Source organism: Ensifer sp. CCNWLY38 (assembly GCF_037120565.1).
Taxonomy (GTDB): Bacteria; Pseudomonadota; Alphaproteobacteria; order Rhizobiales; family Rhizobiaceae; genus Ensifer; species Ensifer adhaerens_H.
Genome location: NZ_JBBBBO010000006.1, coordinates 364624 through 382926, shown reverse-complemented (window position 1 = coordinate 382926; position 18303 = coordinate 364624). Strand labels below are relative to the sequence as shown.

The 18303-nt window shown below is 63.5% G+C and carries 18 protein-coding genes; 13 read left to right on the top strand and 5 right to left on the bottom strand.

Translation table 11 applies throughout. The features are described 5' to 3' along the window. Nucleotides 1–16: 16 nt before the first annotated feature. Nucleotides 17–1369: an NfeD family protein gene (locus tag V7S54_RS15865; protein WP_065376657.1), complete on the bottom strand. Its 1353-nt coding sequence runs from the start codon at nt 1367–1369 to the stop codon at nt 17–19. A gap of 252 nt (nt 1370–1621) precedes the next feature. Between V7S54_RS15865 and V7S54_RS15860 the strand changes: the two genes are divergently transcribed. The 9 genes from V7S54_RS15860 to V7S54_RS15820 all read left to right on the top strand — a co-directional run bounded on the left by V7S54_RS15860 (nt 1622) and on the right by V7S54_RS15820 (nt 10133). Then, the gene (locus tag V7S54_RS15860; RefSeq protein WP_065376656.1) at nt 1622–2311 is read left to right on the top strand and encodes a DUF2161 domain-containing phosphodiesterase; all 690 of its coding nucleotides are present in this window, start codon (nt 1622–1624) and stop codon (nt 2309–2311) included. 19 nt (nt 2312–2330) lie between these two features. After that, nucleotides 2331–2699, top strand: coding sequence for a YbaN family protein (locus V7S54_RS15855; RefSeq protein WP_065376655.1), 369 nt, complete (start codon nt 2331–2333; stop codon nt 2697–2699). Nucleotides 2700–3166: 467 nt separating this feature from the next. Continuing rightward, nucleotides 3167–3646, top strand: coding sequence for a GNAT family N-acetyltransferase (locus V7S54_RS15850; RefSeq protein WP_065376654.1), 480 nt, complete (start codon nt 3167–3169; stop codon nt 3644–3646). A gap of 22 nt (nt 3647–3668) precedes the next feature. Next, the gene (locus V7S54_RS15845; RefSeq protein WP_065376653.1) at nt 3669–4691 is read left to right on the top strand and encodes a glycoside hydrolase family 3 N-terminal domain-containing protein; all 1023 of its coding nucleotides are present in this window, start codon (nt 3669–3671) and stop codon (nt 4689–4691) included. 29 nt (nt 4692–4720) lie between these two features. After that, on the top strand, nt 4721–6370 hold the full coding sequence (locus V7S54_RS15840; protein WP_065376652.1) for an ABC transporter substrate-binding protein: 1650 nt from the start codon (nt 4721–4723) through the stop codon (nt 6368–6370). Nucleotides 6371–6561: 191 nt separating this feature from the next. After that, nucleotides 6562–7539: an ABC transporter permease gene (locus V7S54_RS15835; protein ID WP_065376651.1), complete on the top strand. Its 978-nt coding sequence runs from the start codon at nt 6562–6564 to the stop codon at nt 7537–7539. Between the two features lies 1 nt (nt 7540). Further along, nucleotides 7541–8431 (top strand): ABC transporter permease, encoded by an 891-nt coding sequence (locus tag V7S54_RS15830; RefSeq protein ID WP_065376650.1) that lies wholly within the window; start codon nt 7541–7543, stop codon nt 8429–8431. Then, nucleotides 8428–9231, top strand: a complete 804-nt coding sequence (locus V7S54_RS15825; protein WP_065376649.1) for an ABC transporter ATP-binding protein — start codon at nt 8428–8430, stop codon at nt 9229–9231. The genes V7S54_RS15830 and V7S54_RS15825 overlap by 4 nt, the downstream gene beginning before the upstream one ends. Continuing rightward, entirely contained in the window at nt 9228–10133 is a 906-nt protein-coding gene (locus tag V7S54_RS15820; RefSeq protein WP_065376648.1) for an ABC transporter ATP-binding protein, read from the top strand. The genes V7S54_RS15825 and V7S54_RS15820 overlap by 4 nt, the downstream gene beginning before the upstream one ends. A 134-nt stretch (nt 10134–10267) precedes the next feature. Here the strand turns inward: V7S54_RS15820 and V7S54_RS15815 are convergent, their stop codons facing one another. Both V7S54_RS15815 and V7S54_RS15810 read right to left on the bottom strand, forming a co-directional pair. Beyond that, the gene (locus V7S54_RS15815; RefSeq protein ID WP_057255488.1) at nt 10268–11308 is read right to left on the bottom strand and encodes a glutamine synthetase beta-grasp domain-containing protein; all 1041 of its coding nucleotides are present in this window, start codon (nt 11306–11308) and stop codon (nt 10268–10270) included. Nucleotides 11309–11643: 335 nt separating this feature from the next. Further along, a complete protein-coding gene (locus tag V7S54_RS15810) occupies nt 11644–13086 on the bottom strand; it encodes an aminotransferase-like domain-containing protein (RefSeq protein WP_065376647.1) in 1443 nt (480 codons plus the stop codon). Nucleotides 13087–13166: 80 nt separating this feature from the next. On the opposite strand from V7S54_RS15810, the gene V7S54_RS15805 reads away from it, so the two are divergent. Continuing rightward, a complete protein-coding gene (locus V7S54_RS15805) occupies nt 13167–14030 on the top strand; it encodes a DMT family transporter (RefSeq protein ID WP_065376646.1) in 864 nt (287 codons plus the stop codon). A gap of 51 nt (nt 14031–14081) precedes the next feature. Here the strand turns inward: V7S54_RS15805 and V7S54_RS15800 are convergent, their stop codons facing one another. Beyond that, nucleotides 14082–14975: a LysR family transcriptional regulator gene (locus V7S54_RS15800; RefSeq protein WP_065376645.1), complete on the bottom strand. Its 894-nt coding sequence runs from the start codon at nt 14973–14975 to the stop codon at nt 14082–14084. 111 nt (nt 14976–15086) lie between these two features. On the opposite strand from V7S54_RS15800, the gene V7S54_RS15795 reads away from it, so the two are divergent. The 3 genes from V7S54_RS15795 (at nt 15087) to V7S54_RS15785 (ending at nt 17118) form a co-directional block, all read left to right on the top strand. Continuing rightward, nucleotides 15087–15956 (top strand): NmrA family NAD(P)-binding protein, encoded by an 870-nt coding sequence (locus tag V7S54_RS15795; RefSeq protein WP_065376644.1) that lies wholly within the window; start codon nt 15087–15089, stop codon nt 15954–15956. A 74-nt stretch (nt 15957–16030) separates the two neighbouring features. Then, nucleotides 16031–16279 carry a DUF2798 domain-containing protein gene (locus tag V7S54_RS15790; RefSeq protein ID WP_065376643.1) on the top strand — a complete coding sequence of 83 codons (249 nt, stop codon included), beginning with the start codon at nt 16031–16033 and terminating at the stop codon, nt 16277–16279. Nucleotides 16280–16440: 161 nt separating this feature from the next. Next, complete coding sequence (locus tag V7S54_RS15785) at nt 16441–17118, top strand: helix-turn-helix domain-containing protein (RefSeq protein ID WP_065376642.1); 678 nt, start codon at nt 16441–16443, stop codon at nt 17116–17118. Nucleotides 17119–17162: 44 nt separating this feature from the next. Here the strand turns inward: V7S54_RS15785 and V7S54_RS15780 are convergent, their stop codons facing one another. Further along, nucleotides 17163–18134, bottom strand: a complete 972-nt coding sequence (locus tag V7S54_RS15780; protein ID WP_336408464.1) for a quinone oxidoreductase family protein — start codon at nt 18132–18134, stop codon at nt 17163–17165. Nucleotides 18135–18303 lie beyond the last annotated feature (169 nt).

Here is an 18303-nt window from a genome sequence, read left to right as displayed (position 1 = left end):
CACAGGATCCGCGGCGCTATGCCTTCTGAGCGTCGCGCACCACTTCGAGCGTCAGTCCGTTCCGCCCGACAACCTTTACATCCTCACCTCTCGACAGCGTTTCCGTGCTGACAGCTTGCCACCGTTCGCCATGGGCGATGACGTAGCCGGCGGCGCCTGTCCAGCTCTCGACCTTGCCCGCAATGCCGATCATCTGTTCGCCGCCGGTCACCACCGCGTGGTGCCGTGAGCTGAAGGCCAGCCGTGCGACCAGCAGGCTGAAGCCGAAGCTTGCGACGGCAAGCCCCGCCAGCACGGACCAGGAGACCTGCAGGCCCGGCGTATCCGTGTCGAAGAGGATTGCCGCGCCCAGAACCAGTGAAACGCTGCCGCCGGCGCCGAGCACGCCGAAGGATGGCGAATGCGCCTCGGCAACCATCAATCCGATCCCAAGCAGGATCAGCCCGATGCCGGCGTAACTGACGGGTAGCACCGAAAGCGCATAGAGCCCGAGCAGCAGGCTGATACCGCCGATCGTGCCTGGTGCCACCGACCCCGGAGACAGGAACTCGAAGATCAAGCCGTAAATGCCAATCATCATCAGGATGACCGCGATATTGGGATCGGTAACGACCGAAAGCAGCCGGGTCCGCCAGTCGGGCACGAAGTCCTCGACGGCAAACCCCGCCGTATCGAGCACGATCTCCTGCTGCCCCGCTTGCACGGAGCGCCCGTTTGCCTGCTTCAAGAGATCGGCGACGGTGGCGGCGGTGAAATCGACGACCTTCTCGCGCACGGCCGCCTCGGCGGAAAGACTTGCGGCTTCGCGCACCGCCTTTTCGGCCCAATCGGCATTGCGCCCGCGCAGTTCGGCCAGCCCGCGGATATAGGCCACTGCATCATTAACGAGCTTCGCCTCGGCAGCGTTCTGCGCCGCCGGCTGTTTGCCGCCGTCCTTGCCGGTATCGCCATCCTTCCCCTGACCGAACATCTCACCGCCGATCGCGATCGGCGTCGCCGCGCCGAGGTTCGTTCCCGGCGCCATCGCCGCGATGTGGCTGGCATAGAGGATATAGGTGCCGGCGCTCGCCGCGCGCGCACCGCTCGGCGCAACGTAGCTTGCAACGGGCACGGGGGAAGCCAGGATCGCGCGGATGATCTCGCGCATCGAGGTGTCGAGGCCGCCGGGCGTATCCATCTGCAAGACCACCAGCGGAAGGCGGCGCTGTTCCGCCTTCGTCAAGCCGCGCCTGACATATTCGGCCGTGGCCGGGCCGATGGCGCCGTTAACGTGCAGCACCAAGGCGACCCGATCGTTTTCGGCCTGCGGCGAAGCTGGAAACGCGAATGACGAGATCAAAACAAACAACAGCGTGAGGATTCGCAACATCCGTCGTCAAAACCTCGAATACCCGACGCCTCCGAAGAGGACGTCCATTCGAGAATAATAGCACAACACAAGGTTAGGACGAAGCAAGGTTGCTACTGCATCGGTTGGATCCTCGGAGCAATAAGGTCAGCCCGCCTTGCAGCTGCGACGTGATGACAAGTCCGGCGATCAGGGTTATCTGCTAGTCTCCTTTCGCAATGATGCGCCACTGCTTGAGCCTCCGCGATTTCGACCAGAACAGGATTCCCGGGTTTGGAGACGACCCTCTATCAGCCGATCAAGAGCTTTCTCGAAACCCGTGGCTACAGCGTCAAGGGCGAGATCGGCGGCTGCGACATGGTGGCGCTCAGCGATGACGAGCCGCCGCTTGTCGTCATCTGCGAGCTCAAGCTGAGCTTCAATCTCGAGCTCATCCTGCAGGCCGTCGACCGCGCCACCGCCGGCGACGAGGTGTGGATTGCCGCCCGCGTCTCGGCCAAAGGCAAGGGACGGGAGAGCGATCGCCGGTTCCGCGATCTCTGCCGCCGGCTTGGCTTCGGCATGCTGGCGGTTGCCGACAACGGCATGGTCGACATTATTCTGTCGGCCTCCGCGGTGATGCCACGCAGGAACAACAGGAAGCGGTCGCGCCTGATCAGCGAGCACCGCCGCCGCAAGGGCGACCCGACCGCCGGCGGTGCCACGCGTTCGCCGATCATGACCGCCTATCGGCAGCAGGCGCTTGCCTGCGCGGCCGCCCTGCAAGCCGGCCAGCAGCGCCCGCGTGATCTTCGCCCGGTCGCACCGGATGCCGCCAAGATCCTGCTTAGCAACGTCTATGGCTGGTTCGAGCGGATCGACCGCGGCATCTATGCCCTGACGGAGCTGGGGGTCGAGGCGCTTCGCCGCTGGCCGCCGAGCGAGACGGCCACAACGCCGATCGTCGAAACATCCGAAGCATGACGCTCGCCGGAGCCATCGCATGAACCCCGCCCTTCGCATCCTCTGTCTTTGCCTTGCATGGCTGATGGTCGGGCTGGGTGTCATCGGCGCCTTCCTCCCCGTCCTGCCCACGACCCCGTTCCTGCTTCTGGCGGCGGGGCTCTTCGCCCGCGCCTCACCGCGATTGGAGCAGTGGCTGCTCAATCACCGCGTCTTCGGGGCCTCGCTGCGGCTATGGCGTGAAAAGGGCGCGATCTCCAAGCGCGCCAAAACCGGCGCGGTGAGCCTGATGGCCGCAAGCTTCGGCCTGTTCTTTTTCTTCGGCAATCCGAGCCTGACGCTGGCCGCGATCGTCGCGGTGGCGATGGCGTTTCCGGCGCTGTTCATCCTGACGCGGCCGGCGGAATAGCCATAAAGGCAGCGGGACAAGAACCTGCGCGCCGTCCATGCAGGAAAACAATACTTTTCTTCTCAGGAAATACTTGGTCGCGATCGAAAATGGCGAGCTCTTCTTAAGCATGCACTTCATGAGAGCGCGAATATTCATACTTAGTGTTTTTGTAAATCAAGATATATTTCGAACAACCCAAGAACAAAGTTGTACAAACGTGCAATTTCCAGAGCGACGCGCGTTGCTCGGCTCTTTTGGCCACCATTTTCCCGGCACCGCTACCGCAGCCATGCACCCGAGGCCGGCCGGGATACGCGGCCCTAGGCTGCACCGCTGGAACGTTTCATCGATCGACGTCTGATCGCGCGAAAAGAGGATAGCACCCCGAATCTGACGATTGGCGATTGACAAGCTGGTCGGGTTGGCTCCATCTATTGCATTACAAAGGCAGCAATTCCTTAATAAGGGAATATGTGGAGGAGCACATGCCTGACATGCTGGTGAGCTTGTATTCGCCGATCCTCGGCGAACTCAAGCGAAGAACCGAAACCGACAAGGTGGCGATCCGTCCCGCCTTGCCGCCGGAAATGCGCCTGGTCATCGATTGGGTGCGGGAGAATTTCAGCGAGAACTGGGCAAGCGAGGTGACCGTCGCCTTTGCTCGCCGGCCTATCGCCTGCCTGATTGCCGTCGACGACGGCAAGCTGGTCGGCTTCGCCTGCTATGACACGACCGCGCCGGGCTTCTTCGGGCCGACCGGCGTCGACGGCGCAAGCCGCGGCAAGGGCATCGGCGTGGCGCTGCTTTCCGACTGCCTCGACACCATGAAGACTCTTGGCCACGCCTATGCCTTCATCGGTGATGCCGGCCCGGTCGATTTCTACGCAAAGACCGTCGGCGCCGTGCCGATCCCCGCCCCCGACAAGGGGATCTACCAGGGCATGCTGCGCCGCCCTTCCAAATAATTCCCTATATCGGAGCCTCCCAATGTCCTCGACCCCGCTTGCCCTATTTGTCGGCCTTCCGAACCCCACGCTTTCGGACGACGAGTTCGCCTTTTTCCGCGAAACCAACCCGCTCGGCCTTTTCGTCGGCCGCCGCAACCTGCGTGAACCCGGCCAGGTGAAGGTGCTGATTGAGCGCTTCCGCGAAGCGGTCGGCCGCGAAGACGCACCTGTCTTCACCGACCAGGAAGGCGGTCGCGTCCAGCATCTCGATGCCGGTCCCTGGCCGCTGTTTCGTTCCTTCGGCGAGTTCGCCGAGCTCGCCCGGCACGATTTTGCCCTCGGCAAGAAGGCGCTCCGCCTTTCGAGCCAGGCCATGGGCACGATGATGAGCGAGCTTGGCCTGACGAGCGGCTGCTCGCCGGTGCTCGACCTCGTTTTTGCAACCACCAGCTCGGTGATCGGCGCCCGCTCTTTCGGCGCTGATCCGGACTTCATTGCAGCGCTCGGCCGCGAAGTGGTCGATGGCCTGCTCGAGACCGGCAACATGCCAGTCATGAAGCACATTCCCGGCCATGGCCGCGCGACTCTCGATTCGCACAAGGAACGTCCAATCGTCGACGCTTCGCGCGAAACGCTGACCGCCACCGACTTCAAGCCTTTCGTGGCCCTGCGCGACACCCCCTGGGCGATGGTCGCCCACGTCGTTTACTCCGCCTTCGACAAGGAGCTTCCCGCATCGATCTCGCCGGTCATGCACGACGTGATCCGCAACAACATGGGCTATGACGGTGTTCTCGTTTCCGATTGCATCTTCATGGAATCGCTTCGCGGTACGCTGCCAGAGCGTGTCCGCCAGGTGCTCGACGCCGGTTTCGACATCGCACTGCACAGCCACGGCACGCTCGCGGAAAGCGAAGCCGCGGCCAAGGCGGCAAGCCCGCTGACCGCCGCCGCCCAGAAGCGGATCGACGCCGGCAAGGCCCGGCTCGGCACGCTGAAGGTCGACGTGCGCGCGGTCCATGCGGAAGTCGAGGACATGTTCAACAGCGCCCTCGTCGCCTGACCAATCCGAAAATCAAAAGGGGAACTACCGTGAAAAAATCGCTTCTCGGCGCGGCCACCGCGCTTGCCCTTATCGCCGGCCCGGCCGCGGCACAGACCGTGCTCACCGCCAACATCGAACCGGCGACGACCTGGGTGCGCAACTTCAACCCGTTCAACCAGACCTCGGCGCGCCAGAGCACGCTCGACTTCATTTACGAGCCGCTGGTCGTCTTCAACCGCTTCGACGGCAACAAGCCGGTCTTCCGGCTCGCCGAAAGCTTCAAGCTCTCGGACGACCTGAAGTCGATCGAGTTCAAGCTCCGCCCGAACCTGAAATGGTCCGACGGCAAACCGTTGACCGCGGCTGACGTCAAGTTCACCTACGACTATCTGAAGAAGTTCCCGGCGCTCGATTTCGTCAGCATCTGGACCTTCATCACCGGTGCCGAGGCCGTGGATGCAGAGACCGTACGATTCACGCTCGCCAATCCGAGCTCGCTCGCAGCCGAGCAACTGGCACAGCTGCCGATCGTTCCCGAGCATGTCTGGAAGGACATTGCCGAGCCGGTAACATTCGCCAACGAGACGCCGGTCGGCAGCGGTCCGCTGACCGAGATCCCGCGCTTTACCGGCCAGACCTATGACCAGTGCCGCAACCCGCACTACTGGGATGCCGCAACCTTGAAGATCGACTGCGTGCGCTTCCCGCAGCTCGCCGACAACAACCAGATCCTGACGGCGACCGCGTCGGGCACGCTCGACTGGGGTGTCTCCTTCATCCCGGATATCGAGAACGTCTATGTCGCCAAGGACCCGGAACACTATCACTTCTGGTATTCGCCGAGCAGCATGGTCGCCTTCCTATTCAACCAGGAGACGGCGAACGAGAACAACCGCAAGGCCTTCAAAGACGTGAAGTTCCGCCGTGCCGCCTCGATGGCGCTCGACCGCGGCACCATGGTCGATGTCGCAGGCTACGGCTACCCGACGCTCAACGAAGACCCGGCCGGCATGGGCGAACTCTACAAGAGCTGGGCCGATCCGTCTGTTGCGGCCGACTTCGGCAAGTACGGTAAGTACGATGCCGACGCCGCCAAGGCGTTGCTCGACGAGGCCGGTTATGCCGACAAGGACGGCGACGGCTTCCGTGACAATCTGGATGGCAGCAAGATCGCCTTTTCGATCATCGTGCCGAGTTCCTGGACCGACTGGATCGACACGGTGACGATCGCCGTCGAAGGCCTGCAGGCCGTCGGCCTCGACGCCAAGATCGAGACGCCGGAAGAAGCTGTCTGGACCGGCAACCTCATCAACGGCACCTTCGACGCGGCGATCAACAGCCTGCCGGCGTCGGCCTCGCCCTACTACCCCTACAAGCGCGCCTTCAGCTCGAGCGACAAGGGCAAGACACGCTTCACCTCGCAGCGCTGGTTCAATCCGGAAGTCGAGGCTCTGCTGACGGAGTTCACCCAGACGGCCGACCCCGCCAAGCAGAAGGAAGCGATGAACAAGGCGCAGCGCATCGTCGCCGAGAACCTGCCCCTGATGCCGGTGTTCAACAATCCGAACTGGTACCAGTACAACACCAAGCGCTTCAAGGGCTGGGCGACGGCGGAGAACCCCTTCGTCAACCCGTCGATCACTCGCAACAACCCGGCGCGTCTCTTGCACCTGCTGGCGCTTGAACCGGTGAAGTAATCCGATCGCAGACGCGGCGCCTTCGCGGACGATGCTCCGGGCGTGCGCCTTGTCTTGATCCGGCAACAGTGGCGGGCGGCCTTCGTCCGCCACGCGATCGTCCTGGCTGTTGCCCAGACGGACGGTCCGACAAGAAGACAGCCCTGCCGCCTGACGCCCGCACGCGGCGGCCGCGGTCGATGGAGTTCCCGATGGCCTTTCTGCTTCGCCGCCTCTGCTTTTACCTAGCGGCCTTCGTTGCAGCCGCGACGATCAACTTCTTCCTGCCGCGGCTGATGCCCGGCGATCCGGTGCAGATCATGTTTTCGAGCGCCGGCGCCGAGTTGCCGCCCGAAAGCCTGCAGGCCCTGAAACTCACCTTCGGCTTCGTCGATGGGCCGCTGTGGCAGCAGTATCTCACCTATCTCGGCAGCATCTTTAGCGGCGACCTCGGTCGCTCGATCAAGTATTTCCCGCTGCCGGTGACGACGGTTCTCGGCAATGCGCTGGTCTGGACCGTGGGGCTGATGGGCACGGCGACACTCGTAAGCTTCGCGCTCGGCACCTTCCTCGGAATTCTTGCCGCCTGGCGGCGCGGCAGCCTGTTCGACGTCATCGTTTCCGTCGGCGCGATCTTTGCGACCTCGGTTCCGGCCGTCGTCACCTCGCTGATCGTCGTCTTCACCTTCGGCTTCACGCTCGGCTGGTTTCCGACCGGCTATGCCGCCGACCCGGCGCTCGATCCGGCCTTCACGCTCGAATATATCGGCAGCCTGCTTTATCACGGCATCCTGCCGATGCTGACGCTCTGCGCCGTTCTGACAGGCGGCTTCGCCGTGACCATGCGCAACAACATGATCAACCTGCTCGGCGAAGACTATATCGTCATGGCGCGAGCCAAGGGGCTTTCCGACACCCGCGTGATGCTCTGGTATGCCGCGCGCAACGCGCTGCTGCCGACCGTTTCGAGCCTTGCAATCGCCATCGGCACGGTGCTTGGCGGTTCGCTGGTGACCGAGGTGGTGTTCAACTACCCCGGCCTCGGCAACATTCTCTACCAGGCGATCCTCGCCCGCGATTATCCCGTCATCCAAGGGCAGCTTCTGATCATGACCGCCACCATGCTTGTCGCCAACTTCGTCGTCGACATCAGCTATGTGCTGCTCGACCCGCGGCTGAAGAGGGCTTGATATGAAGACCTCCTCTTTCCCGCTGATCCACAATCGCAAGGCCATGGTCGGCGCGCTGATCGTCGCCTTCATCCTGCTCGTTGCGATCGCCGCCCCCTTGTTGACCTCCTACGATCCGAGCGCCCGCGTCGGCCGGCCGCACCAGGCGCCGTCGCTCGAGCATTGGCTCGGCACCACCCGCATCGGCCAGGACGTCTTCGCGCGCCTGATCTATGGCGCTCGCACCTCGCTTGCCGTCGGCTTCGGCGCCGGCCTCCTGATCACCGTCGTCGGCACAGCACTCGGCATCATCGCCGGCTATCGCGGCGGCAAGGTGGACGAAGTCATCAGCTTTTTCACCAATATGGTGCTCGTCGTTCCCAACCTGCCGCTGCTGCTCGTGCTTGCCGCCTTCATCGGCCAGGCGAGCCCCTGGGTCATCGCGCTCATTCTCGGCGGCACCTCCTGGGCCTGGGGGGCACGCGTCACCCGCGCCGAGACGCTCTCGGTCAAGCAAAAGGACTATGTGAAATCCGCCGAGATGATGGGTGAGCCGCGCTGGCGGATCATGAGCTTCGAGATCTTCCCCAACTTGATTTCGATCGTCGGCATCAACTTCATCGGCAGCGTGATCTTTGCGATCATCACCCAGGCGACGCTCGAGTTCCTCGGCCTCGGCGACCCGAAGGTCGTTTCCTGGGGCACTATGCTCTATGGCGCCCAGAAGGCCTCCGCCCTTTCGGTCGGCGCCTGGTGGGACATCCTGACGCCATGCTTTGCACTTGCCTTCCTCGGTATCGGCCTGTCGCTGCTCAACTTCGCCGTCGACGAAATCGCCAATCCGCGGCTGCGCACCGGCAACCGGCTCGGTCGCTGGTCGGCCCTTATCCGCTCCGGGGAGGGCCGCCTGTGACCGCGCCTTTACTTTCGGTCAGGAACCTGACCATCGACTACATAGGGGAGAGCACCGACTTCCGCGCCGTCGACGACGTCAGCTTCGACGTTGCGCCCGGCGAAGTCTTCGGCCTTGCCGGAGAATCCGGCTGCGGCAAGAGCACGATCGCCTTTGCCATCAGCCGGCTGCACAGGCCGCCGGCGCTGATCCGCAAGGAGAGCGCCATCCTGCTCGACGGCCGCAACGTGCTCGATCTCGACCAGAAGGGCCTTGCCGACTTCCGCTGGCGCGAAGTAGCGATGGTGTTCCAGAGCGCAATGAACTCGCTGAACCCGGTGCTGCGTATCGAGCAGCAGTTCTACGACGTCTTGAAGACGCATAAGACCATCAGCCGCGCACAAGCGCGCGACCGCACCGCCGAGATGCTGCGGCTGGTCGATATCTCGCCGGACCGGATGCGCGACTATCCGCACCAGTTCTCGGGCGGCATGCGCCAGCGCATCGTCATTGCCATCTGCCTGGCGCTCGATCCGCGGCTCATCGTCATGGATGAGCCGACGACGGCGCTCGACGTCGTCGTGCAGCGCGAAATCCTGCAGCGGATCAACGAACTCAGGTGCAAGCTCGGCTTTGCCGTGCTCTTCATCACCCACGACCTCGGGCTGATGGTGCAGTTCTGCGACCGCATCGGCATCATGCTTGGCGGCAAGCTGGTCGAGCAGGGCACCGCCGACACCATCTACCGGACGCCCGAACACGACTATACGAAGAAGCTCTGGGCTTCCTTCCCCTCGCTGCACGGAGGCGTTCTTCGATGACCGGTACTTCCCCGATTTTGACCCTCGACAAGGTCAGCAAGACCTTCGGCAATGGACCGGGGGCCGTGCGCGCCGCGCGGTCGATCTCCTTCTCGCTTCATGCGGGACGGGCGCTTGCGGTCGTCGGCGAATCCGGCAGCGGCAAGACCACCTGTGCCCGCATCGCCATGCGCGAATACGAACCGAGCGAAGGGCGGCTGCTCTTCAAGGGCAAGCCCATCGTTTCAGCGGGAAGCAAGGAGATCGCCGACTATCGCCGATCGGTGCAGATGATCTTCCAGGATCCGTTCGCCTCGCTCAACCCGGCCCACACGATCGCCTATCATCTGAAGCGGCCGCTGATGCTGCATCGCCCCGACATGAAGGGCGCCGCAATCGCGGAGGAGATCAAGGCGCTCCTGCGGCAAGTGAAGCTCGATCCCGATATCGTCGCACCGAAGTACCCGCACGAGCTCTCGGGTGGCCAGCGCCAGCGCGTCAACATCGCCCGCGCACTCGCGGCAAAGCCCGAGGTCATCGTCGCCGACGAGCCGACCTCGATGCTCGACGTTTCCGTGCGCCTCGGCGTGCTCAATCTGCTCAGCGAAATGAAGCGCGAGATGAACCTCGGCCTGCTCTACATCACCCACGACATCGCGACCGCCCGCTACGTCGCCGAGGATATCGCGGTGATGTATGCCGGCCAGATCGTCGAATGGGGAAATACCGGCAAGGTCATCGACAATCCGGCCCATCCCTATACCAAGCTGTTGCTCTCGGCCGTTCCCGACCCCGACATCCGCTTCGACGATCCGAACGCGCAGGTCAGCGCCTCCGAGGCCGACGAAACACGCCGCAGATCGGCGGCGAGGCAGGAGACGATCCGCGAGGTGGAGCCCGACCATTTCGTGCGCGCGGCCTGAAGCTCAGAGCCACACACGTATCACTCCAAAACAAAAACGCCCCGCAATCCGCAGGGCGTTTTTGTTTGTCGTCGCGAGAGACACGACATAGTCGAGTTTGCCCGGCGCCCTCGTATGCGCCGGGCAAGGGAAAATCAGGCGGCTTCGCGCTTTGCGACGTCGGTCGGCACCGTCGAGATCGTCTTCAGGATCTGCGAAGCGATCTGGTAGGGGTCGCCCTTGGAGTTCGGGCGGCGATCTTCGAGGTAACCGCGGTAGCCGTTGTTGACGAAGCTGTGCGGAACGCGGATCGAGGCACCCCGGTCAGCAACGCCGTAGCTGAACTGGTGGATCGAAGCGGTTTCGTGCTTGCCTGTCAGGCGCATGTGGTTGTCCGGGCCGTAGACGGCAATGTGGTCGGCGCGGGCTTCGGCAAAGGCGGCCATCAGGTTTTCGAAATAGTCCTTGCCGCCGACTGTGCGCATGTATTCGGTCGAGAAATTGGCGTGCATGCCCGAGCCGTTCCAGTCGGTGTCGCCGAGCGGCTTGCAGTGGTATTCGACGTCGATGCCGTATTTTTCGGTCAGGCGCTGCAGCAGGTAGCGGGCGAGCCAGATTTCGTCGGCGGCCTTGCGCGAGCCCTTGCCGAACACCTGGAATTCCCACTGGCCCTTGGCGACTTCGGCGTTGATGCCTTCATGGTTGATGCCGGCAGCCAGGCAGATGTCGAGGTGCTCTTCGACGACCTTGCGGGCAACATCGCCGACATTGCTGAAGCCGACGCCGCAGTAATAGGGGCCTTGCGGCGCGGGGAAGCCGGCTTCCGGGAAGCCGAGCGGGCGGCCGTTCTGATAGAAGAAATACTCCTGCTCGAAGCCGAACCAGGCGCCTTCGTCATCGAGGATCGGGGCGCGGGTGTTGGACGGATGCGGCGTCGTGCCATCGGGCATCATGACTTCGCAGAGAACCAGAACGCCGTTCTTGCGCTCCGGATCCGGATAAACGGCAACCGGTTTCAGAACGCAGTCGGAGCTGCTGCCTTCGGCCTGCATCGTCGAGGAACCGTCGAAGCCCCAGAAGGGCAGCTGCTCAAGCGTCGGAAAAGCATCGAATTCCTTGATCAAGGTCTTGCCGCGCAGGTTCGGGGTGGGCTTGTAACCGTCGAGCCAGATGTATTCGAGCTTAAACTTTGTCATTTCGTTCTCTCACATGACGCCAGGAATGGCTGGGTTCCGAAGCGGCTGGGCAATCCAGATCGGCTGCCCGACGACCGATGCCCGTTAAGAAGCATTAATCGTGCCAACTCGATTTCAGCGCCGAGAATCCAGAGAAATTTGCGTTTGGCGGCAGGCAGGAGCCCCGGCGAGCAGACGCTACAGCGCAAGGAAGAAGCGCATTGCGCAAAAAATAGGCAAAACCTGCCCAACTCCGCGGCAAAGCAAAGTGGCAAGGCTGAGATCGACGGCACTTCCCCAGCAATCGCCGGCGATTGCCTCTAAAACGAGCAATCGCCTTCAGCACGCCGGTCTGCTCAGCCTGCTCGCGCAACTCCGCACTGGCGCATGATCAGGGGTAGAATTTCGAAAAGCCGCTCATCCTCGCATTGGGAGACGTTGAAGCGCATGAAGCCGTTGGCCGTGCCGGCATGGGAAAAGACGTTGCCGGGCGCCAGCACGATCTCCTGCTGCAGCGCCTTCTGTGCCACGTCGGCCGCATCGACACCATCGGGCAAGCAGCACCAGAGGAACATCCCGGCCTGCGGCTCGATCCATGGCTTGATGCCGATGACACCGAGCCGCGCCGCTGTCTCGCTCATGACGCGGGCCAGACGCTGGCGCAGCGCCTCCATGTGCTTGCGATAGCTGCCATCCTTGAGCATCGAAAAAACCAGCTCCGCCGCAAGGCTCGGCCCGCCGAAGGTGGTGGCGATCTTCAGGTCGATGAGCCCTTCGATCCAGTCGCGCGGCGCGGCGATGAAGCCGCAGCGCATCGAGGCGGAGAGGGTCTTGGAAAAGCTGCCGATCTGTACGACACGATCGAGCCCGTCGAAGGCGGCGAGCCGTGGCGCCGGCGTATGCTCGAAATCCGCGAAGATATCATCCTCGATGATCGTCAATCCCGCCTGCTCGGCAAGCTTGAGCAGCCGATGGGCGACGACCGGAGAAAGCGTGGCGCCTGTCGGGTTATGGAGAGCGGAATTGGTGATGTAGAGCCGCGGCCGATGCGCCGTCAGCACCTCGGCGAATTTTTCCAGATCGGGCCCCGAGGGTGTATAGGGCACGCTCACCACCTCAGCCCGGTGGGCGCGCAGCAAGGCATGGAAATTGAAATAGCAGGGATCGTCGACCACGACCGTATCGCCGGGCTCGAGCAGGAAGCGGCAGAGAAGGTCGATCGCCTGCGTTCCCGATTCCGTCAGGATGATCTGATCAGGCGACGCCTCGACCCCATGTTCGCCGAGACGTCGCGCCAGAAGCTGGCGCAGCGGCCGATGACCGAGCGGCGTTCCATAGTCCGTCAGCCCGCTCGCCTCAAGCCTGGCTGCGGACTTGAGCGCGCGGCGAATTGCCGTCTCCGGCATCCAGCTCGGCGGCAACCAGCCACAGCCCGGTTTCAGCACGTTGTCGCCCGTTTCCAGCGCCTGGCGCGACACCCAGAGCGGATCGACGGCCCGGTCGAGCCGCGGCCCAATCTCGGCCAGCGACAAGGGCGCCAGCGGCGCCGAGACAAAGAAACCCGCGCCCGGTTTCGAGCGAATGACGCCTTCCGCCACCAGCCGCTCATAGGCCTCGACGACGGTCGATTTGGAAACGCGCATGGTCTTGGCGAAGGCGCGGATGGACGGAAGCTTCGCGCCGGGTGTGAGAACGCGCCCCGAGATCCGCTGCCGGATCGTCGCCATAACGCCTTCAAGCAGCGTTTCGCTGCCAATCCCAAGCTCCTGCATCGTCATCCGTACTGCCCAAACATCCATTACAGTTTGGCGAAACTGTACCGCATTGTCTCTGGCAAGACCACCCTCTGCGGCCGATACAGACGAAAAAGGAGAATGCGATGGACAAGACGGCAGACGGTTGGATGAGCGGTTTTATCGGGGTGCTGATCTTCAGCGGATCATTACCTGCGACCCGTGTCGCAGTCATGGATTTCGATCCGGTGTTTCTGACGGTGGCGCGTGCGGCGATCGCCGGCCTGCTCGCGCTCGCGCTGCTTCTGATCTTCCGTCAACCGCGTCCAGCGCGAGCCGATCTCGTTTCGCTGGCGATTGTCGCCTTCGGCGTCGTGCTCGGTTTCCCGCTTTTGACCGCCCTGGCCTTGCAGCATGTGACCTCGGCGCATCTGATCGTCTTCGTCGGCCTGCTGCCGCTGGCAACGGCCATCTTCGGCGTGTTGCGCGCCGGCGAGCGGCCACGCCCGGCCTTCTGGCTCTTCTCCTCCCTCGGCAGCGCCGCAGTGGTGGGCTTCGCGCTGGTACAGGGCTTCGCCGCGTCGCCCATCGGCGACCTCCTGATGCTCGGCGCCATCATCGTCTGCGGCCTTGGCTATGCCGAAGGCGCCAGCCTCTCGCGCAAGCTTGGCGGCTGGCAGGTCATCTGCTGGGCGCTGGTCCTGTCGCTGCCGATCATGCTCGCGCTCACGCTGTTCACGCTGCCAGCCTCCTTCGCGACGGTCACGCATGGCGCCTGGACGGGCCTCGCTTATGTCTCGGTCTTCAGCATGCTCGTCGGCTTCGTCTTCTGGTACCGCGGCCTCGCGCTCGGCGGCGTTGCCGGCGTCGGCCAATTGCAATTGCTCCAGCCCTTCTTCGGCCTGGCACTTGCCGCGACGCTTCTGGGAGAGCCCGTAAGCTGGGCCATGCTTGCAGCAACCGGCGCCATCGTGCTCTGCGTCGCCGGCGCCAAGAAGTTCGCGAAGTAGGCAGCTTCACGCGTCAAGGGCGGAGCCGGCAGATTAAGGGCCCCGCCCGCCCTAAAGGCGGTCGAGCTTCAGCCGCTCGCCGAGCAGGTCAAGGAAGCGGCGGATTTTTGCCGAAGGGCTCCGCCCCTCGAGCCAGAGCGCGTGGATCGGCACAGGAGCGGGCTCAAAGTCTTCAAGGACGATTTCGACTTTGCCCGCGTCGATCAGGTGCTTGATCTGCCAGAGCGGAGAGTAGCCAAGGCCGAGACCTACCTCCACCGCCGAGTAGATCGAGTTCATCGAATTCGTGCGAAACGCGCCGGTGACTTTGACCGCGCGAGCCCGACCGTCGATGGTGAACATCCAGGCGCCGGGTCGCTCGTCGCCCGTGCGCGTGACACAGCTGTGCTCAGCCAGTTCCAGCGGATGTGAAGGCCGACCGAAGCGCGCGAAATAGGCGGGCGAACCGAAGACGACGCGGCGAAGCGCCCCCAAGCGTTTGCCTGTCAGTCCGGAGTCCGCGAGATCCCCGATCCGCACCACCATATCGAGCCCGCTTCCGGCCAGATCGACGAAGGCGTCGGAGAGGTCGAGGTCCACCTCGACCTCAGGATATTTCGCCATGTATTCGGCGATGATTGGCATCAGGAACCGCGGCGCAAACAGATTGGGCGCCCCGAGGCGCAGCACGCCTGACGGCTCGGACCGGCGCTGCGCCGCCTCCTCGCGCGCCTCGTGGATTTCCTCCACCGCCGGCTTGATGCGCTGATAAAAGCTCTCGCCCGCCTCGCTCGGCATGGAGCGGCGGGTCGTGCGATGCACCAGCTCCACACCGACGTCGGCCTCAAGCATGGCGAGCGACCGACTGACGGTCTGGAGCGGACGCCCCAGCCGTTTCGCAGCCGCCGTCAAGCTACCCTGTTCGACAATGGCCATAAAGGCTTCCAGGTCTTCGATGCGGCTCATGAAATAATCCCGTTTTCCGGGAGAATAAATCACATTCTGCGCCGATTGTCCGCTTTGTTGTGCCTCATTAGCTTGAGGTCATCACTTCTCGGCGGCACGAAAGGCAGCTCAATGAACCAGCGATCCAATACGATCCTCGTTGTCGGCGCCACCGGCCGGTTCGCCGGTCTCGTTGTTCCGGAACTGGCGCGGCGCGGCGCCAAGGTTCGCGCCCTGATCCGTGATGAGACGCATGGCGCGCTGGCGAAATCGCTGGGCGCATCCGAAATCGCGATCGGCGATCTGCGTGAGCGCGGAAGCCTCGACCGGGCACTCGAAGGCGCTGCCGGCGTCTTCCATATCGGGCCCGCCTTTGCCCCGGATGAAGCGGCAATGGGTGTATCCATGGTCGAGGCAGCCGTGCGTGCCGGAGTGCAAAAGTTCGTCTTCTCCTCGGTCATCCAGCCGACCCATGTCCGGCTGAAGAACCATGCGGCCAAGATCCCGGTGGAGGACGCGCTCTATTCCTCTCCCCTCGAGTTCACAATTCTGCATCCGGCGAATTTCATGCAGAACCTCCGCCCGCCCTGGCCTAGTGTGCTTGCAACCGGCACCTTCGCCGAGCCGTTCCCGACGACGGCGCGTATCGCCCGTGTCGATTACCGCGACGTCGCCGAAGTTGCGGCGATCGCACTCACCGAATGCCGCCTCGCCTATGCGACGCTCGAACTCTGCGCCGACGGGCGGCATAACCGCGAGGAAATCGCCCAGATGATGAGCGGGGCGCTCGGGCGGCCGATCATTGCCGGAGACATCGGCTTTCACGAATGGGCAAAGCCGATCGCCGCGACCTACACCGACCACCAGTTGGAATTGCTGGCCAAGGTCCATGCCCACTATGCCGAGGTGGGCCTCGGCGGAAACAGCCTGACGCTTCGCGCCGCCCTTCAGCGTGCCCCCCGCAGCCTCGAGGCCTTCATCCGTGAGTTGGCGCAAGCCTAGCAACAAGGGCTGTCCGGCGCCGTTCCGGCCGACAGCCGTTCCCCTTCTTTTTCGAAATCCTGGAGTTCACCCCTATGCCAAAGAAGCTTCCACATCGATACCAGGCGATCGTCATGCCGCTGGTGCTTTCCGTGCTGATGTCCGCCATCGTCTCCTTTGTCTCGACGGCCAGCGGCAGCGGCCTGCAGCCGGGTCTCTTGGCGCTATGGCTCAAGGCCTGGGCTTTCTCCTGGCTGGTCGCGTTCCCAAGTCTGCTCGTGGTTCTTCCGGTCGTGCGCCGGATCGTGGCGGCGACGGTGGAGCAACCGCGCAGTAGCCCTTGAGGCGCGCAGCGCAATCCTCCTTGCGCGCTCGGCAACCATTTGCGAGGAGTTTGCCGTTCCCGGCCTCCCGCTGCCTCCGGAGATTTTTAGGATACCTAAAAACGATTGACAGGAAATTGGGCCGCGCCCTAGCTTGAGGAGAGACGAGAAGGGGACAGACAGTGACGACGGAACATGCCAGCGGCGCATCTACCGGCGAGGCGGAGGCGCCGTCGCTCGGCGATCGCCTGCGCCAACGGCGCAAGACGCTGAAGATGACCCTTCAGGAGGTCGCCGACGAGGCAGGCTTTTCCGTTGGTTTCATTTCGCAGATCGAGCGTGGCATCACCGTCCCGTCACTGACCTCGCTGATCGCCGTCTGCCGGACCCTGAAGGTCGAGGCCGGCAGCTTCCTCAACCCACCGAAGGTGGCGACGCCGTTCACCCGCCGCGAACACCGGCCGATCTATGGGCTCGGCGGAGAACGCGGCAACGCGGTCTCCTACGAACGGCTCTCCGCGTCCTTCCCCGGCAATGTCCTCAGAAGCACCATCATCCACGAACCGCCGGGCCATCGCAGCGAACCGATGTCGCACGAGGGCGAAGAGATCTTCTTCATTCTCCAGGGGGCTTTGACGCTCGAAGTGGACGGCGAACGCATGGTGCTGGAAGCCGGCGATTCCGCCCATTTCCCTTCGCTGCGCACACACACGATGTGGAACCACACCAGTGAGCCCACCACCATTCTGCACACCTGCACCATGGATGTGTTCGGCGACGGAGATCCGTCGGGAAGCCCTGCCGACAGCCTTGCGGTGACGCGGGCCGACGACCGGCTGACTGCCACCAGCAAGACGTGACCTTTAGGAGCGTCTGAGCCCCCGATAGCTTGAGCCTCCGAACGCTAAGGCAACAGCACCATGGCACCCGTCGTCCGGCGTCCCTCGAGCCGGTGATGCGCCTCGGCCGCCTCCGAAAGCGGCAGACGCGCGTGGACGGGGATCTTGACCGCACCGCTCGCGACGACGTCGAAGAGATCCTTGCTCATCGCAAGCACGTCCTCGCGTCGCGCGAGGTGCGCCGGCAGCAGCGGCCACGTGGCGTAAAGCGAGCCTTTTGTCGCCAGCGTCGTGATGTCGAACGGCGGGATCGGGCCGGAGGCGGCGCCGAAACTGACGAAGTGACCGAAGGGGCGCAGGCTGTCGAGCGAACCTTCGAATGTCGCCTTGCCGATGCCGTCATAGACGACATCGACGCCCTCGCCTTTGGTGATCTCGCGCACCCGAGCGGCAAAGTTCTCGTTGCTGTAGTCGATCACGTGGTCTGCGCCATTGGATCGCGCGAGATCACCCTTTTCAGGCGAGCCGACGGTGCCGATGACCGTTGCGCCGAGGTGCCTCGCCCATTGTGTCAGGATGAGACCGACGCCGCCGGCGGCGGCATGGACGAGGACGGTGTGGCCAGCTTCGACACGGAAGGTGCGGCGCAGGAGATATTGCGCCGTCAGGCCTTTGAGCATCATCGCCGCACCCGTCTCGAAGTCGATATCGTCAGGCAGATGCACGAGGAAATGGGCCGGCACATTGTGCTCTTGCGCGTAGGCGCCGAGCGCCTCGGCATAGGCGACCCGATCGCCGGGCTGGAAGCCTTCGACATCAGGCCCGACCGAGATCACCTCGCCCGCCCCTTCCTTTCCGGGGATGAACGGCAGTTGCGGCGGCGGGTAGGAGCCGCGGCGCAGGTAGACGTCGACGAAGTTGACGCCGATCGCGCGGTTGCGCACCCGGACCTCGCCGGGGCCAGGCTCGCCGAGTTCGACATCTTCATAGGCGAGCACATCGGGGCCGCCGTGCTGATGCACGCGGATAGCTTTCATGGGTTTGTCCTCTGGTTGGGTTGGCTGGCCGTGGCAGGTTAGCCGACGGTCGATGCCGATTTGCCTGATACTGCCGTGCCGTTTCGAGGCTTCCTCGCTGGTCACACCTGATAGATAGCCACACGGCAGTTCCCCGTGTAGACTGATATCGATGACAACAGAGTTCAAA

Coding starts and splice junctions, on each gene's coding strand:
- V7S54_RS15830 (WP_065376650.1), top strand. CDS start 7,541: ATGAAGACCTCCTCTTTCCCGCTGATCCACAATCGCAAGGCCATGGTC.
- V7S54_RS15855 (WP_065376655.1), top strand. CDS start 2,331: ATGAACCCCGCCCTTCGCATCCTCTGTCTTTGCCTTGCATGGCTGATG.
- V7S54_RS15800 (WP_065376645.1), bottom strand. CDS start 14,975: ATGAGCCGCATCGAAGACCTGGAAGCCTTTATGGCCATTGTCGAACAG.
- V7S54_RS15780 (WP_336408464.1), bottom strand. CDS start 18,134: ATGAAAGCTATCCGCGTGCATCAGCACGGCGGCCCCGATGTGCTCGCC.
- V7S54_RS15790 (WP_065376643.1), top strand. CDS start 16,031: ATGCCAAAGAAGCTTCCACATCGATACCAGGCGATCGTCATGCCGCTG.
- V7S54_RS15805 (WP_065376646.1), top strand. CDS start 13,167: ATGGACAAGACGGCAGACGGTTGGATGAGCGGTTTTATCGGGGTGCTG.
- V7S54_RS15815 (WP_057255488.1), bottom strand. CDS start 11,308: ATGACAAAGTTTAAGCTCGAATACATCTGGCTCGACGGTTACAAGCCC.
- V7S54_RS15865 (WP_065376657.1), bottom strand. CDS start 1,369: ATGTTGCGAATCCTCACGCTGTTGTTTGTTTTGATCTCGTCATTCGCG.
- V7S54_RS15845 (WP_065376653.1), top strand. CDS start 3,669: ATGTCCTCGACCCCGCTTGCCCTATTTGTCGGCCTTCCGAACCCCACG.
- V7S54_RS15850 (WP_065376654.1), top strand. CDS start 3,167: ATGCCTGACATGCTGGTGAGCTTGTATTCGCCGATCCTCGGCGAACTC.
- V7S54_RS15795 (WP_065376644.1), top strand. CDS start 15,087: ATGAACCAGCGATCCAATACGATCCTCGTTGTCGGCGCCACCGGCCGG.
- V7S54_RS15820 (WP_065376648.1), top strand. CDS start 9,228: ATGACCGGTACTTCCCCGATTTTGACCCTCGACAAGGTCAGCAAGACC.
- V7S54_RS15810 (WP_065376647.1), bottom strand. CDS start 13,086: ATGGATGTTTGGGCAGTACGGATGACGATGCAGGAGCTTGGGATTGGC.
- V7S54_RS15835 (WP_065376651.1), top strand. CDS start 6,562: ATGGCCTTTCTGCTTCGCCGCCTCTGCTTTTACCTAGCGGCCTTCGTT.